The sequence below is a fragment of the Pseudovibrio sp. SCP20 genome (assembly GCF_057774105.1).
Map to the genome: position 1 here is coordinate 75,349 of NZ_JBYMDH010000005.1, position 16,028 is coordinate 91,376.

Consider the following 16,028-nt stretch of genomic DNA (forward strand, 5'->3'; position numbering starts at 1 on the left):
GCCTCTGACCAACCATGTCAGAATATGCTGCGCACTTGAGTTGGGGTCAGGTGGTTTCGGGAGTATCCATGAGTACAACGAAGAACGGGCAGCCTAAGCGCCCGCTGGTATCTGAGGCGTTTGGTGCGTCGCGGTCCGGGTATGCGGGCGTTGGGGTTTTAAGTCTGGTCATCAACCTTTTGATGCTGACGGGCCCAATGTTCATGCTGCAGATCTATGACCGTGTTCTGGCCAGCCACAGCGTGCCAACACTGGTGATCATCGCCAGCTTTGCCGGTATCCTCTACCTGTTCTTCGCCCTGCTGGAAGGCATCCGTGCCCGCGGCCTGTCGCGCATCTCGCAGGAGATCGACGCCCGCCTGTCGCGCACCGCGTTCCTCGCCAATCTGCGCGTGCCGCTGCGCATGGGCAACACCGGCAAAAACGTCGACCCGATCCGCGATCTGGAGACCATGCGCCAGTTCTGGGGCGGTCAGGGTCCAGCCGCTCTCTTCGATATTCCATGGATGCCGATCTATCTGGGTCTGGTGTTCGTGCTGCACTTCTGGCTCGGCATTCTGGCCCTGGCCGGTGCCGTGATCATCCTGTCTCTTGTGCTTGCCAACGAGTTCATGAGCCGCGCGCCTGCCAAGGAACTGGCCGCGCAGAACGCTCAGCGCAGCAACACCCGCACCGGCGCCCGCCGCAATGCGGAAGTGGTGCGCGCCCTTGGCATGAGCTCCACGCTCACCAACAAGTGGGATGAAGCCAACGCCCGTTTTTATGATGCCCAGACCAAGGCAGGTGACCGCGCTTCCCTGTTTGCCACTGCCATCAAAGCCTTCCGCTTCCTGCTCGGCTCTGCCGTTCTGGCTGTTGGTGCCTGGCTGGCAATCCTTCAGGAAGTCTCTCCGGGTGTCATGATCGCCGCCTCTATCATCACCTCCCGTGCCCTGTCTCCCGTTGAGCAGGCCGTTGGTCAGTGGCGCGTGTTCATCGCTGCCCGTCAGGCCCGTGCCCGTCTGGAAAAAGCGCTGGAAGGTCTGGATGAGAGCGCACCGGAAACCGAACTGCCTCTACCAAGCAAGACCCTCAATGTGCAGCAGATCGCAACAGCCCCTCCAGGTGCCCGCGCGGTTACACTGGCAGGTGTGAACTTTGAGCTCAAGGCCGGAGATGGCATGGGCATCATCGGCCCGTCCGGGTCCGGCAAGACCAGTCTGGTCCGCGCGCTTGTCGGCGTATGGCCGATCCACCGTGGCTCCGTGCGCCTTGATGGCGCCGAGCTGGGCCAGTGGTCTGAGGACCGCCTCGGCACCGCCATCGGCTACCTGCCGCAGGACGTGGAACTGTTCGACGGCACCATTGCTGAAAATATCTCGCGCTTTGCACCTGAGCGCAATGACGAGAAAATTCTCGAAGCCGCCCAGCTGGCCAATGTGCATGAGTTGGTGACTGGCCTGACAGATGGCTATGACACACAGGTTGGCGAAGGCGGTGCTCTGCTTTCTGCCGGTCAGCGTCAGCGCATTGGTCTGGCCCGCGCGCTTTATGACAGCCCGTTCCTGATCGTGCTGGATGAGCCAAACTCCAATCTGGATGCAGAAGGCGAAGCGGCGCTGACCCGCGCCATCAAACTGATGCGCCAGAACGGCAGCATCGTGATTGTTGTGGCGCACCGCCCAAGCGCAATCTCAGCCGTTGAGCTGCTGCTTGTTGTAAAGGATGGCCAGCAGGCCGCCTTTGGCCCGAAAGAAGAAGTCCTGCCCAAAATCAGCGCCCCAACCGGCGTGCCTGCACCAGCTGGTGCCCCGGCACCCGGCGCTAAACCAGCGCCTGCCGCTGCAAAAACAGGACCATTGAGCGTGGTGCCACATGCCTGAGCAAACAACACTTTCCTCCATTCAGTCCTCTCGTAAGAAACACCTGCGCTGGGGCATCGCTCTTGTGGGCGTTCTGGTTCTCGGCCTTGGAGGCTGGGCCTCAGTTGCCAAGATCAACAGCGCGGTGATCACCTCCGGCTCCATCGCGGTTGATGGTCAGGCCAAGAAGGTGCAGCATCAGGAAGGCGGCATTGTCGGTGAGATCCTCGTCAAAGATGGCGATGAGGTCAAAGCCGGTGACGTGCTGTTCCGTCTTGATGAGACCGTGGTCAAAGCCAACCTTGCCATCACCCGCAAGCGTCTGCACCAGATGCAGGCTCAGGAGGCCCGTCTTTCCGCCGAATGGCGCCGCGAACAGCGTGTGATCTTCCCGGAAACTCTTGTTGAGCTGGCCAAGACCGACGAGATCGCGGCTACAGCTCTGGATGGGGAACAGGCTCTGTTTGACGCCCGCCAGCAAGGCATCAAGGGCCGTAAGAAACAGCTTGGCGAGCAGATCGCTCAGTTGGAGCAGCAGATTGAAGGCCTGCAGGTGCAGCGCGATGCCAAGGCAGAAAGCATCGATCTGGTCACTCAGCAGCTTTCTGACTTCTCCTCACTTTTAGAGAAACGCCTGATCAACGCCTCTCAGGTCACTGCCATCAAGCGCGAGCGTGCCGAGCTGATCGGTGATCGCGGCGGTCTGATCTCCCAGATCGCCCAGACCAAGGAAGCCATCAGCGAAAAGCGCGTGCAGATCCTGCAGCTGGACGAAGAGTTCCTCGAAAAGGTGCTCTCTGACCTGCAGACCATCCGCTCCCAGATTGCAGAGCTGGAAGAACAGGAAGTTGCTGCTGAAGACCGTCTGAAGCGCATCGACATCCGCGCGCCGCAGTCCGGCTACGTGCATCAGCTTGCGGTTCACACCGTGGGCGGCGTGATTGCACCGGGCGACACCTTGATGCTGGTGGTGCCAGAAGACAGCGAACTGGTGATCGAAAGCCGGGTGCAGCCAATCGACGTGGATCAGCTGCAAGTGGGACAGGACGCCTACGTGCGCCTCGCCGCTTTCGACCAGCGCACCACGCCGGAGCTGGGTGCTGCCGTGCTCAACGTCTCTCCGGACCTGACCCGCGATGAGGTCACCGGCGAGCCATTTTATCTGGCCCGCCTGAAGATCCTGGAAAGCGAGATGCCAAAGCTCAACGGCCAGACCCTCGTCCCAGGCATGCCCGTCGAAGGCTTCATCCAGACCGGCGAACGCACCGTCCTCTCCTACTTCGTAAAACCCCTCCAAGACCAAATCGCTCATGCACTCAAGGAGAAGTAAGGGCCCCTTACTTCCTCGGAGGGCGGCTTCATTGATTTTTGAGGTCGTGAGGACTAAAATACCGGAGTAGGAAGGGAACTTTAGGTCCCCTCCCTTTTGCTTATAAGCTGAAAGTGACCCGTAGCGCGATTACCAGCCGACTGCGGGTCTTTTTCATTTTAAGCGTGAGTGAAATGGGGAATAACCTCATCCCATCACCTCCGGTTTGAAGGCAAGGCTGTTGCCTCAGTCGGATAAGCCTATCTTGTCCGATGCATTGGCTGGCACAACACAGCTGCTTTCGCCCTCAAAGAACACCCAGCTTACCACCAAACATCGCGATCTTTATCTCCCTGATTTTGGGAGTGACTTTCTGTTTTGCCAATAAAAAAGCGGCTCTGAGAGCCGCTTTTCTGTTCTTGTGGAGGTCCTCGCATACCTGCGAGGGCCTTCTTTTTTTTGCTTAAACCAGCATTTCGCTTGGGCTGCTGAGGTCCAGACCGATGATGAGTGGGTCGTGGTCAGAAGCGCCGTACTGGTCGTCGTTGTAAAAACCAGCGTCGGTGAAGCGGCTGTTGTAGCTGAGCAGGTCTGGCTCATCTGCATTGATGTGCCACTCAGCAAGACCAGTCACCTGTTCAGCAAGGCTGTCGGATGCCAGAGCGTGGTCCAGAGAACCGCGCTGACCATCAAACACGAAGCTGTATGCTTCATCGCCCAGGTACTGAGACAGAAGATCGGTCATGTCGCCGCCTTCGATCAGTTCCTGTACAGAGTCGCCTTTGCCGTAGGTGTTCAAGTCACCGATCACGAGGATATCCGGATCAAGACCCGCACCTGCGTAATCAGTTCTCAGCCACTCATGCAGCTCTTTTGCTGCGTCTTCACGTGCCTGAGCCCAGAACGCCTGTCCGTCACCCTGATCGTAGTTTGGATCAGCGATCAGAGCATCAAGATCTGCCTGCACCTGAGCAACATCCGCTGCCGGGATAGTACCTGCATCCAGCTTACCCTGAATGTCTTCCACCAGATCGCTCAGGCCGCTTGGGCCTTTGGACTTGTAGTGGTTGACGGCAAGGGTAAAGCGCTCACCGTTTGCATCCTCAAAGGTGGTTGCAACGGTTGGGCGGTTACGCTGGAAGTCACCTACGTATGAACGATCAGCAAACTCCTGCAGACGGTCCGCAATTGCGTAAGTCGTCGCAGCACTTGTTTCCTGATAGGTGTAGGTTTCTGTCTCGATGACTGTCAGCTTGCTTGGACGATAGATCATACCAGTGGTGATCGCATCAGACCCAATCGGAGCCCCATCAGTCGGGTTCACGAAGGTGTACAGCTCGTCCGTCCGGCCCTGAGCGGTCAGTTCCGCATTGAGGGCATCAACAAGAGCGCTGATAGCAGATGCATCATCAAAGCCGTTGTTCTCCAGTTCCTGAAGACCAAAGACATCTGCATCGATATCAAGCATTGCCTTGACGATTTTGTCGGTCTGACGTGCAAGGTCTGCCTCGGTGCTCGCACCGCGCTGGCCAAGGGTGGTGAAGTAGTTCAGCACGTTGAAGCTGGACACTTTCAGCTCACCGCCAACATCAGCAGGCTGCTCAGGACGTGCACCGGAGTTGGTGCTCTCGTCGATGGACAGCTGACCATCAACAACAAGAGTATGACCGTCGAAGCCTTCTGTCAGAACACCTTCGATCGGAGCATCGATTTCTGTGCCGAGACGCAGAGTTGCGCCAGCAGAGAAGTCGTCGTCCTTGTCGAGATAACCGTTGCCGTTGTCGCCGTTTTCAGCTGTCACAGGAACGTAGGTGAACTCATCAGGGTTCTGCTCAGAAGAACCATCATCGATGAGGATGCGGTTGTTCTGGTTCATTTCCTGATGTTCGATGATCTGGTCCAGCTCGTCCTGCGGATCATACAGGTGAGTTGCCTGATACTGGGAGCCAGCGGAAACTGTAATCTGACCGTAGCGGTCGAAATTGAAGTTTTCGATGACTGTCAGAGCATCGTCTGTGCCGGAAGCAATGCTGACGCGCATACCTTCCAGAGCTTCCAGGTTATGCTGGTTTGTCGGAGACAGAAGCACCTGCATGTATTCTGGAAGTTCATTGCCGGAAGACAGAACATTCAGATCAGCAATGTTTGTCAGCTGGGTCTGGCCGCCGAATTCAGCAACTGTACCGCCGAAGGACACTGCATCACCAACAGCAACGGTTGGAGCCGCGCCGGTGTAAACGAAGATACCTTCAGAGGTTGCTGCATTGCCATCACTGTCAGTGGTTTCTTCCTGAAGGTAGAAGCCATTGCTGGTCAAACGGGTAACAAGCGCGCTGACGTAAACGAACTCACCAACCATGCCGGATTCTGCACCTTCACCCTGAATGGTGGAGATGAGAGTAGGCGCGGTGTCGTCGTTCTCAACAGTGCTGGTTGCGCTCTTTGTTGTGATCTTGCCACCGGTTGGGTTGCTCAAGGTCACGGTCAGAGCTTCGCTCAGTTCTGTTGTTTCATCACCAGTGATGTTGACTGTGATGGTCTTGGTGGTTTCGCCAGCTGCAAACTCGATGCTGCCGGATGGCAGAGTACCACCGAAGTCAGCTGCATCAACGTCGCCGCCAATAGCAAAGTCAACAGTACCAGCTTCGGTCAGATCACCATCACGGGTCACGGTGAACTCGAAGGAGGTTACGCCGCTGTCGCCTTCAGCTTTGGAGTCAGCTTCAGCTGCAATTGCGTAGGTTGTGGAGGTACCACCGCCACCTGTTGTATCGCCTTCCAGCTTCAGGTTCTGCAGCACGAATGCTTCATCACTACCGTTTGCAGAGCCTTCAACGGTGATGGTCAGTTCAGAGCCAGAACCTTCCAGATCAGCCATCAACGTCTGCAGTTCGTTGGTGAGAACCAGACCGGATGTGGTTTCAACCATCGGGTCGTTCAGATCAACAGTCTTGCCGCTGGCAAGGGTGTAGGTCTGCGCGCCATCATTGTCAGAAGTGAAGGAGAACAGAGTCTGCTCTTCACCGCCGTCAATGGAGTAGCGAATGGTCACAACATCGTCGGACTCGAAGTCACCCATTGCACCGGCATCCAGAGACAGGCTGATGTTGCTGTAATCTGAAATGTCGAAGCGCCAGGTTGCGACCAGCGGGTCACCATCTGGGTTGTCATTGTTGACGGTATCAGCCAGGCCGAAGAACTCACCAGTGTTGGTCGCTTCATCGATCACGCCAATTGCGTCATTCTCGAAGCTGCCATTGGTGGAGTCGACCATGGAGAATGGCGCATCACCGGCGGTGTACTTGCCGAAGCCATCTGCAGCGCTGGAGAAATCTGGCGCAGTGCTGGTGTACTCGATCAGTCGATCGTTCTGAGAGTCTACCATGTCAAACGCGAAGGTTTCGCGCACAACAGCAGGGTTGCCCAGGATCTTCAGGTTCTGCATTGCAAAGGCTTCAGAACCACCGTCAGACTTACCTTCAATGCTGATGGTCAGTTCAGAGCCAGTGCCTTCCAGATCAGACACGAGGGTCTGCAGCTGGTTGGTCAGCACAATGCCTGCATCCGCATCGGTGAGCGGGTCATCCAGATCAACAGTCTTGCCGCTGGCAAGGGTGTAGGTCTGAGCGCCATCATTGTCAGATGTGAAGGAGTACAGAACCTGCTCTTCGCCACCATCGATGGAATAGCGGATCACAAAGGTGTCTGTGCCTTCAAAGTCGCCCATTGCACCAAGATCAAGGGAAAGACCAAGATCTTTGTAACCAGCAATGTTGAAGATCCAGGACGCAGTTAGTTCGCCGTCGTTATCGCCGTTGATGCTGTCAGTTACGCCGAAGAACTCACCAGAGTTGGTGGATTCATCGATGATACCCAGAACGTCATTCTCAAAGCCGCCATTGGTGGAGTCGACCAGTGAGAACGGTGCGCTGTCTGCAGTGAACTTGCCAAAGCCATCAGCAACGCTGGAGAAATCAGGCGCTGTGTTGGTGAAGCTCACCAGACCTTCGCTCTGAGAGTCCACCATGTCAAACGCGATGACATCACGAGTCACTTCGTTTTCGTCTTCAACAGTAACAGAAACGCTCTTCGTATCGGTGCCGCCGTCAGCGTCGGTTACAGTGACTTCAACCTGATAAACGTTGTCGCCGTCTGCATCTGTAGGTGCTTCAAAGTCAGGTGCTGTCTTAAAGCTCAGCTGGCCGGTTTCAGCATCGATTTCGAACAGCTCTGCATCAGTGCCGGAAACGGAGTAAGTGAGGTCTGTGTTGTCTACGTCGGTTGCGGATGCAGTTGCCACTTCAGTGGTGTTTTCTGCAATGGAAACCTCGGAAGCCACAGACAGAACAGGCGCCTGATTGGAACCGGTCACGGTTACAGTCACGGTGACGTCTTTGGTGCTGCCGTTGCCGTCGGTAACTGTGTAGGTGAAGGTATCTTCAGCGGTCTCACCTTCACGCAGGCTGTCAAACACGTTGCCTGGGTTATAAGAGACCTGACCGTTTTCGAGAGAAACAGTAGCGCCGGATGTGCTGGTTGCGGAAACGCCAGTGATAGACAGGGTGTCGCCGTCATAATCCTTGTCGTTTTCCAGCAGTGTTGCTGCGTCAATAACCAGACCTTCATCGCCGGATGCAACTGCATCTTCGCCAGCGCGGATCTCGTTGTTACGACCATCCAGATAGTAGGTGTAATCGTCAGCCTGGAAGTAGACCGCCTCAACATTCATCAAGGTGTCTTTTTCAGAGCCGTCGTTTGCGATGACTTTGGTCTTCGGGTTCCACCAGCGACCACGCTGCTGGAATGAGTAATCGTCGATTGAGCCTTCATAAACGGCTGTATCGAAACCACGACCACCATTGATGCTGTCATTGCCAGCACCACCGTGGATGACATCGTCGCCACCAGCTGCGCTGATGCGGTCATTACCTTCACCAGCGAAAATAAGGTCATTGCCCTTACCTGCGCGGATCCAGTCATTTCCTGCATATGTGGAGATGGTATCGTTACCGTTGAAACCCCAAACCCAATCAATGCCATCGGTGCCGTTGATGACGTCATCCCACCACGTGCCGAATTTTACGTTGATCGAGTAGAAGTTAAATCGAGGAAAGAAATTGAACATGTATCAACCCCGTTACAGTTCATCTTATCCGTATTCGCCACTCCCCTCCCAGTTTGAGCCAGGAGCCAAGGCGAACGTTTATTTTTGCAATATGCCCGAATGATTTTCTGCAGCATGCATCGCTAGTTTTCTCGATGTCAGGGGTGACGTAAAGGCGCTATTGATCAATTTTTCACTTTTTGCATATTATTTCGAATAATATTTTCTTTTGTGAAATTTTTTTCAACTTCGCGTTGCATATCTATGTCGTCGCGATGAAAGATTACCCGGTGCTGTGCATAACCCGGGATACTTTTCAGCCCTGTTTGGCTTCTGCGCGACTCACATATCGCAAAACTGCACTGCGAATCCATAGATACAATTAAAATTTAATTATCAAAATTACGTTTTTTGGTGGGTTTTTGACGGTCTTCATTTACCGCTTGAGCAAATCCATTCTCATTCTACATATTATCTCATTTAGAGTATCATTTTCTAACTTGACTATTATCTATAGCATGTAGTTTCTTATATGAGATCTTTTCAGCAAACACGATGAACTTGGAGAGGGTTCATCAGAACCAAAAACTGAAGAGGCAGCAGAAAAGAGCGGGACGAGCATGTGTAATTTGATCGATAAAATCAGAAACTCGGTGATCGGTGAGGACGCGGCCATCACCACAGCGTTTGGTCGTAAGCCATTGGTTTATGCGGATTACACAGCGTCAGGACGTTCCCTGAGCATGATTGAGGACTACATCCGCGATCACGTGCTGCCCTACTATGCCAACACCCATACAGAGACTTCTTATACCGGTGCGCAGACCACAGCCCTGCGCGAGCAAGCCCGCCAGGAAATTCGCTCTGCGGTGAACGCGAACGACGATCATTCAGTGATATTTTGCGGTTCCGGTGCAACTTCTGCGATCCATAAGCTGATCGACATTCTCAACCTGAAACTGCCTGCTGACCTGAGCGCACGCTACAAGTTTGAGCAGCAAATTCCAGCAGAAGAACGCCCCGTTGTTTTCATCGGTCCTTACGAGCATCACTCCAATGAACTGCCATGGCGCGAGAGCATCGCAGACGTGGTTTCCATTCCGCTTTGTGAGGGCGGACAGGTCTGTCTGGACGATCTTGAGAAGCAGCTGATCAAATACGCAGATCGCCCCCTTAAGATCGGTAGTTTCTCAGCAGCCTCCAACGTGACTGGTGTAAAAACTGACGTCAACACTGTTGCTCGCCTGCTCCACAAACACGGCGCTCTGTCCTTCTGGGATTACGCGGCAGCAGGCCCATATGTTGGCATCGATATGGCGGGCGAAGAGACGGAAGAGGGAGACAGCTCCAAAGACGCTATCTTCCTGTCACCACACAAGTTTGTCGGCGGACCGGGCACGCCGGGTGTGCTGATTGTGAGTGATGCTATCCTGAAGAACCGCGTGCCAGCCATGCCGGGTGGTGGCACCGTGATGTACGTAACGCCGGAGGATCATCGCTACGTGGCTGATGCAGAACGCCGGGAGGAAGGCGGAACGCCTGCCATCGTGGAATCCGTACGCGCAGGCCTCGTGTTCAAGCTCCAACAGGCAGTTGGAACAGACGAGATTGAACGGCGCGAAGAGGACTTCGTTTCAAGAGCCGTGGCCCGTTGGTCAAAATGCGAGAACATAGAGATCCTGGGCAACACTGAAGCGCCGCGCCTGGCTATCACCTCGCTTAAGATCACCCACAAAGGCAAGGATCTGCACTACAGCTTTATCGTGGCACTGCTCAACGACCTGTTCGGCATTCAGGCCCGCGGTGGCTGTTCTTGTGCCGGCCCTTATGGTCACGCCCTGCTGGGCATGGATATGCATTACAGCAAGGCACTGGAGGAGCAGTTGGTTGAAGGCCACATGATCCTGCGTCCGGGCTGGATCCGTCTCAACTTCAATTACTTCATTGACGAGGAAACTTTCGAGTACCTTGTCCGCGCCATTGAACTGGTTGCAGAACACGGTTGGAAGCTGTTGCCGTTCTACAGGTTTGACCCCAATGGCGCTGTCTGGCGCTATCAGAACCACAAGGCCGAACTGGCAACATCCCTCGAAACGCTCAACTTCACCGCGATGCCTGCCCCGGCACCCAAGTCTGATCGTCCATCACTGAGTGAGACAATGAAAGCAGCAGAAGCCGAACTGCTTCGCACGCACGGTGCAGAGCAACGCTACAATGTGGTTCAGCCTGAAAAGGTGGAGGAACTGCGCTGGTTCGTCCGCCCACAAGACGTGGCTGTGGCTTAACAAACTGGAAGGCGCTGGCGATATCTGCAGCGCCTTTGTTGCTCTTACAGGCGCTTGACCCAGTCTTCGTAGCGCCGGTCAATATCCGGCATGTCGGCAGCGTGTGTCCATGCAACGCCTGCGGAGTTCCGGGCTTCTGTCGGTGTCATGGAAAAACGCTTCTTGAAGGCACGACTAAAGGTGCTCTCGTATGCAAAGCCGAAGGAAAAGGCGATTTCGGCATTGGAACGGTGAGCATTGCTGTTGCTGATAAGAGCCATCATGGCACCTTTCAGTCGCTGCTCCAGCACGAAGCTCTTTACCCCTCCATAGCTGCGGAACATTTCATAGAGTTTGGACCGCGAAATGCCTGCCTTGGAGGCCACCACCTCAGGCGTAAGCGCTGGGTTCGACAGGTTTTCATTGATTGCGCGTTTTGCCAGCATGATCTGCGCGGCATGACTGTTGGCATCTGAAATAACAACACCATCCGCCGTGCTGTTGAGGCATGCGGCAACAAGAGAGAGAGTTGCCGGATTAACATCAGCTGCCTGAGACAGGCTGAGCTGATCCGACAACTCTTTCAGCGTTTTAATATGGCTGTACAGAAGCTGAACCATGGGCTGCGAGGCGGGCAATCTCCTCATATGCTGCCCATCTGGATAAACCAGCTTTGGTTCAAGCAACTCCCTGGGAATAATCAGGGACAGGTTTGAAAATGTATTGGTCCAGGATTTTGACGTCCTGGCTAAATCAAAAATGATAAGGCCATCTTGTGCAACAGAATGCTGTGCGCCGTCATGCTCATAGAACATGTCGCCGGTTTCAAATAACTGGATCATGAAATGGTCCATCCCATCTCTTGCGATGGTCAGTTCACTCCGTTCCCAGAACTGTTTTCTGCTTTTTGTCCGGGCCAGAACAATTTGCCCGAACATGTGAGCATCAACTTCAGCGGTGAAATCATCCGTCCTGACGGCATGGTCTGCTTCCACCTGAAACATGAAGGAAATGCTCTCTTTCCAGAGAGAGAAGCGCTCATCGGGAGCCACACCATCGACAGAAAACACAGCCTGAGGAATAGGCTGCGAAATCTCCGTTGGCTGAACTCCTTTTTTGAGATCCACCTCTCCCAAGAAATGCATCCTCGTAAAGTCATGCACTTAATACGTGCTTTTACTAAAACCTTATTCCATTTGTATACATCTTCAGGTGCGTTGCAAACAATGACGCAGCGTCCAGATCAATGTGCATTTTGTTTGAGATTGCGCCAAATCTGGTTTTTTTCCTGAGTTTCTTGCATTGATGCATGACGATGGCACAACCACCGTTTCTGACATCGGTGTGTTGCCACACCTCGCAGATGCTCGCGCGCCGCTGAAATTATTGTGATGATGAGATGCAGGCTTCAGCCTTGTAGCAGCCCTATTCAGGGCACACCTTCAGGAGAGCTCCCCACTCCCCCCTTGAGCCTTCGAAGGATCACCCATGCCCCTGCAGTCGTCAGCCGCCAACTCCCACTCTCTCAGAGTTCTCCTGCCCGCCGTCGTGCTAGCAGGTGTTGTCGGTGAGCTCGCTTTTGAAGCTTATGCGTGGTTCGTCTCGCCAATCCTGTTCGGGCCTGTATTGGAACCTGCAAACCTCGTCATCGCACTCACATCCAAACTCTTTGGGCTGTCCATCCCCTACAGTGCAGCGTTTGCGATCCATTTCTCAGTGGGTGCTATCGCCTTCCCTGTGGCCATACTGGCCGTGCATCTGATGACCAGGCTGAAGTTCATGATTGCCGGCGTCGTGGCGGGCGTGCTGCTCTGGTACATCGCACAGGGCATGCTTGCGCCCTTCATCGGCAGAAGCTTCATGATGGACTTTGGCGCCTATACTCAGTCTTCCTTCGTAGGGCACGTTGGTATGGCAATTGTGATGGCCCTTGTGTTCTCTGTGCTCTTTGGAGAACGCAAAGCCAAACGCTAGAACCGGAGAGAGCGTTACGCCCTCTCCTGCATCTATTGTTGTTAAGCTGAGTATTTGAGCCGGATCACGGGCTGTTGTGTCTCTTCGCTAAAGACTTCATGCAACTCCTCAAAGCCGTAGCGCGCATAAAAGCGGCGGCCAATGGGATTATGTTTGAAGACTTCCAGCTCGACGCTGCTATGGAGAGAAACAGCCTGATCCATCAGAGCCTTCCCGAGCTTACGCCCGTGAAAGTCCGGATCCACGAACAGTCCGCCCACTTCATTGCCCAGCAACGAGATGAAGCCGACGACAGAACCATCTGCTTCCACCACCCATGTATCAGCGGATGGTAGATACACATTGCGGATGTTGTTGGTCTCATTTGCGAGGAACGCATCACTCAAAAAGGTATGCGCGTGCTTGCTGGCCTTCAGCCAGACGTCAACAATGGCCTCGGTGTCACGAGTTTCAAATTTACGGATCATTGGAATATCCTGAAGCATGCCGCTGAGCGGCCTATGATGTTCGGAGAATTAAAGGCATGCGAAACCAGCCGCGCAAAGTCATGCGGTCTTATGGTTTGAAACATGCATAGGGGCTCTTTTTGCGAGCCCTCAGATCCGGGACATCAAAACTCCTCTGAGACACTTCAGGAACTCTCACGTTAAGCTCATCGCGCGCAGTGTCAAGCCAGCAGGATCACCCATCACACCCGCTCCTACACACCTGTTGCGCGGACAACACGTGTGCGTTGCATCTCTCTATTTCCGGAAAGTCTGTGGTGCTAAAGGGACTTGATGGTGAAGACGCAACCGATGCCCGTTTCCCATTCCGGACGCGTCTTCACCATCGAGAAGGCTCTGTTTCACAGTCAACATCGGGCAAAAAATATTCCCGGAGACAGTTTTAAACATATATTTGAGCCAAAAAGGCAAGCTTCGCCACGACGCGAAAACTTTACCTTAAATGGACCCTAATCCCATGAGTTCTCTAGCTCCTTGATTTTCGTTAGGTCCATTTGTTTTCAAGAGGACAACTCCAAGATGCCGATTGCGCAAAAACACTTGCGTTAGATCAACGTCCTTCATCTACGCAACAGTACGATTGTGCTGATCGTGGGAGAGGTCTGTAAAAATGTCTACTACTATAGTTAGCAGTGAAGTGGAGAAGCTCGCTGAAATTCCCTTGCTTAAACGGTTGAGTACCGAGGCAAGAGAACAGCTGCTTCGGGGTGCCACTAAGAAATCTGTCTCGCGCGGTGAGATGATATTTTTTCAGGACGATAAAGCAGACGCGTTTTTTATCGTTCTGGAAGGATGGGTCAAAGTTTTTCGCGCGACAAGCAGCGGCGATGAGGCCGTTGTAGGGGTATTCACCCGCGGGCAAACCTTCGCAGAAGGAGCAGCCTTTACAAACTCAAACTATCCTGCTTCCGGAGAAGCGGTCACCGATAGTGTTGTGCTTTGTATTCCTGTTGCCCATTTGGCCAAATCTATTGCAGCTGATCCAAACATCGCGCTGGCAATGATGTCGTCTCTGTCCATGCACCTGCACCAGCTTGTGCTGCAGATCGAGGGCCTAAAAACACACACCGGTGCACAGCGAGTGGCTGAGTTCCTCCTGAACCTTAGCTCCGAACCTGCCGGTTCCTGCACACTGGTGCTGCCATACGATAAAGCTCTGATTGCTGGTCGTTTGGGAATGAAGCCGGAAAGTCTGTCCCGCGCCTTCCAGAAGCTGAAAAGCTACGGCGTTGAGGTCAAACAGAACCGGGCTATCATTTCAAACGTTCAGGCTCTGCGCACACTGGTAGAACAGGAACGCACAGTCGTTATGCATTCAAGCCACGGTTAGGCATGAAGTCATCTTTTTGATTTTGGTTTCCGGGTCAGGTCTCCTGCCCCTTGTAGATTTGCTTTATGAATTCTCCGAGCTGTTTTAGCTCCTCTCCACGTGGTGAGCTTTTTCGCCACGTAAGCGTGATTTTTCTTGGCAGTGCCTTGTCAACATCAACGAGATGAAGATCATACTTGTCGGTCAGCCCGGCCTTTATTGCTATGTCAGGCAGAAGCGTTGTTCCGAGCCCTTCTGCCACCATACCTACCAATGTGGAAAGGCTGGTCGCTTCGAACGTGCTGTCTTGTACAGGTCCGATTGGAGTAAATGCGGAAAGGGCATGCTGTTGTAAACAATGCCCTTTTTCCAACAGCATCATTCTGGTGCCTTCCAGGTCCGCCCCATCAGCATGCTTTAGTTTTGCAAGCGGGTGGTCTGGGCCAACGGCAAGCTTGTACCCATCTTCAAACAGTATTTCATAAGCTAGGTCACCAATCTCGAATGGCAGGGCCAACAACACTGCGTCCAGATATCCATTTTGCAAGGCTAAGAGCAGATCGCTGGTCATCCCCTCTTTGATAAAGAGGCGTAGCTCCGGAAACTTCTTGCGCAGGTGCGGCATGAGACCGGGCAAAAGGTAAGGCCCGACTGTTGAGATGACACCTAGTTTCAGATCACCCGCCAGAAACCTGGAGTTTGCCGAAGCAAAGTCTACAAAAGCCCTTGTATCAAGCAGAATGCGGCGCGCTCTATCTGCCAACGCATTGCCCAAAGGCGTAATGGTCACGGATCGTTTGGTCCGTTCTGCCAGATGAACACCAAGGTTCTGCTCCAGCTCCTTTAAAGCTGTGCTCAATGCGGATTGACTGACATTACATTTCTCAGCTGCACGACCAAAATGCTGCTCTTCAACCAACGCAACCAGAAACTCCAACTGCCGCAAACTTGGGAGATGACTCATAGATTTTCCAGATTACTGTTTTCCAATAAATCAATTTTACTAATTATTTTAGATCACTAACTTGCATTTATCAAATCAAATGAGTTTGAGGAAAATAAATGACTGAAGAAACCATGATCACACTGCCACAGCTTAACAGACCAGCTCCTGATTTTACCGCACCGACAACCGATGGCGTCAAATCATTGAGTGATTACAAAGGGCAATGGTTGATCCTCTTCTCCCACCCAGCTGATTTCACTCCGGTTTGTACCACCGAATTTATAGCCTTCGCCAACGCTGCAGATGACTTTGCAAAACTCAACACGGCCTTGCTGGGTCTCTCCATTGACAGCCACTACTCCCACATCGCATGGGCGCGGAACATCGAAGAGAAGTTTGGTGTGCACGTGCCATTTCCAATCATCGCCGATCTCTCCATGGAGGTCGCTAAAGCCTATGGCATGATCCAGCCGGGCGCTTCCGACACATCTGCTGTCAGAGCAACATTCATCATCGATCCTGAAGGTATATTGCGGGCTATGGTGTATTATCCAATGACCAATGGACGCTCTGTAGATGAGTTCCTGCGTCTGGTAAAAGCGCTGCAAACGTCAGAGGAACACAAGGTCGCCACTCCAGAAAACTGGCAGCCGGGAGATCAGGTTATCGTGCCTCCCCCAGCAACTCTTGAAGAAGCAAAAACCCGCCAGTCCGCCGGCTACGACTATGTAGACTGGTACTTCTCCAAGAAAGACATGGCTGTATAAAGAAGGCT

Annotated in this window: 10 protein-coding genes; 6 read left to right on the plus strand and 4 right to left on the minus strand. The window is 53.5% G+C overall.

The genetic code is table 11. The annotated features are described in order from the left end of the window. The first annotated feature begins 68 nt into the window (after window positions 1-68). On the plus strand, window positions 69-1,862 hold the full coding sequence (locus AC3CB2_RS18545) for a type I secretion system permease/ATPase (RefSeq protein WP_041768322.1): 1,794 nt from the start codon (window positions 69-71) through the stop codon (window positions 1,860-1,862). After that, complete coding sequence (locus tag AC3CB2_RS18550) at window positions 1,855-3,171, plus strand: HlyD family type I secretion periplasmic adaptor subunit (protein ID WP_352935897.1); 1,317 nt, start codon at window positions 1,855-1,857, stop codon at window positions 3,169-3,171. Before AC3CB2_RS18545 ends, AC3CB2_RS18550 begins: the two co-directional genes overlap by 8 nt. A 442-nt stretch (window positions 3,172-3,613) precedes the next feature. Here the strand turns inward: AC3CB2_RS18550 and AC3CB2_RS18555 are convergent, their stop codons facing one another. After that, window positions 3,614-8,275, minus strand: coding sequence for an ExeM/NucH family extracellular endonuclease (locus AC3CB2_RS18555; protein ID WP_352935894.1), 4,662 nt, complete (start codon window positions 8,273-8,275; stop codon window positions 3,614-3,616). A gap of 599 nt (window positions 8,276-8,874) precedes the next feature. On the opposite strand from AC3CB2_RS18555, the gene AC3CB2_RS18560 reads away from it, so the two are divergent. Next, the gene (locus tag AC3CB2_RS18560) at window positions 8,875-10,539 is read left to right on the plus strand and encodes an aminotransferase class V-fold PLP-dependent enzyme (RefSeq protein WP_352935891.1); all 1,665 of its coding nucleotides are present in this window, start codon (window positions 8,875-8,877) and stop codon (window positions 10,537-10,539) included. A gap of 44 nt (window positions 10,540-10,583) precedes the next feature. On the opposite strand, the gene AC3CB2_RS18565 is transcribed toward AC3CB2_RS18560, so the two are convergent. Further along, a complete protein-coding gene (locus tag AC3CB2_RS18565) occupies window positions 10,584-11,663 on the minus strand; it encodes a helix-turn-helix domain-containing protein (RefSeq protein ID WP_054783807.1) in 1,080 nt (359 codons plus the stop codon). Window positions 11,664-12,006: 343 nt separating this feature from the next. On the opposite strand from AC3CB2_RS18565, the gene AC3CB2_RS18570 reads away from it, so the two are divergent. Continuing rightward, window positions 12,007-12,492: a hypothetical protein gene (locus AC3CB2_RS18570; RefSeq protein WP_352935888.1), complete on the plus strand. Its 486-nt coding sequence runs from the start codon at window positions 12,007-12,009 to the stop codon at window positions 12,490-12,492. A 41-nt stretch (window positions 12,493-12,533) separates the two neighbouring features. Here AC3CB2_RS18570 and AC3CB2_RS18575 read toward each other — a convergent pair whose 3' ends face one another. After that, window positions 12,534-12,959: a GNAT family N-acetyltransferase gene (locus tag AC3CB2_RS18575; RefSeq protein WP_352935886.1), complete on the minus strand. Its 426-nt coding sequence runs from the start codon at window positions 12,957-12,959 to the stop codon at window positions 12,534-12,536. A gap of 649 nt (window positions 12,960-13,608) precedes the next feature. Between AC3CB2_RS18575 and AC3CB2_RS18580 the strand changes: the two genes are divergently transcribed. After that, window positions 13,609-14,328 carry a Crp/Fnr family transcriptional regulator gene (locus AC3CB2_RS18580; RefSeq protein WP_208609206.1) on the plus strand — a complete coding sequence of 240 codons (720 nt, stop codon included), beginning with the start codon at window positions 13,609-13,611 and terminating at the stop codon, window positions 14,326-14,328. 34 nt (window positions 14,329-14,362) lie between these two features. Here AC3CB2_RS18580 and AC3CB2_RS18585 read toward each other — a convergent pair whose 3' ends face one another. Continuing rightward, on the minus strand, window positions 14,363-15,271 hold the full coding sequence (locus AC3CB2_RS18585) for a LysR substrate-binding domain-containing protein (protein WP_352935883.1): 909 nt from the start codon (window positions 15,269-15,271) through the stop codon (window positions 14,363-14,365). 98 nt (window positions 15,272-15,369) lie between these two features. Between AC3CB2_RS18585 and AC3CB2_RS18590 the strand changes: the two genes are divergently transcribed. After that, window positions 15,370-16,020, plus strand: coding sequence for a peroxiredoxin (locus AC3CB2_RS18590; RefSeq protein ID WP_352935880.1), 651 nt, complete (start codon window positions 15,370-15,372; stop codon window positions 16,018-16,020). Window positions 16,021-16,028: the final 8 nt, after the last annotated feature.

What these genes read in the sequence shown, in the direction of transcription:
- AC3CB2_RS18545 (WP_041768322.1), top strand. Translation starts at nt 69, where the DNA reads ATGAGTACAACGAAGAACGGGCAGCCTAAGCGCCCGCTGGTATCTGAG.
- AC3CB2_RS18550 (WP_352935897.1), top strand. Translation starts at nt 1,855, where the DNA reads ATGCCTGAGCAAACAACACTTTCCTCCATTCAGTCCTCTCGTAAGAAA.
- AC3CB2_RS18555 (WP_352935894.1), bottom strand. Translation starts at nt 8,275, where the DNA reads ATGTTCAATTTCTTTCCTCGATTTAACTTCTACTCGATCAACGTAAAA.
- AC3CB2_RS18560 (WP_352935891.1), top strand. Translation starts at nt 8,875, where the DNA reads ATGTGTAATTTGATCGATAAAATCAGAAACTCGGTGATCGGTGAGGAC.
- AC3CB2_RS18565 (WP_054783807.1), bottom strand. Translation starts at nt 11,663, where the DNA reads ATGCATTTCTTGGGAGAGGTGGATCTCAAAAAAGGAGTTCAGCCAACG.
- AC3CB2_RS18570 (WP_352935888.1), top strand. Translation starts at nt 12,007, where the DNA reads ATGCCCCTGCAGTCGTCAGCCGCCAACTCCCACTCTCTCAGAGTTCTC.
- AC3CB2_RS18575 (WP_352935886.1), bottom strand. Translation starts at nt 12,959, where the DNA reads ATGATCCGTAAATTTGAAACTCGTGACACCGAGGCCATTGTTGACGTC.
- AC3CB2_RS18580 (WP_208609206.1), top strand. Translation starts at nt 13,609, where the DNA reads ATGTCTACTACTATAGTTAGCAGTGAAGTGGAGAAGCTCGCTGAAATT.
- AC3CB2_RS18585 (WP_352935883.1), bottom strand. Translation starts at nt 15,271, where the DNA reads ATGAGTCATCTCCCAAGTTTGCGGCAGTTGGAGTTTCTGGTTGCGTTG.
- AC3CB2_RS18590 (WP_352935880.1), top strand. Translation starts at nt 15,370, where the DNA reads ATGACTGAAGAAACCATGATCACACTGCCACAGCTTAACAGACCAGCT.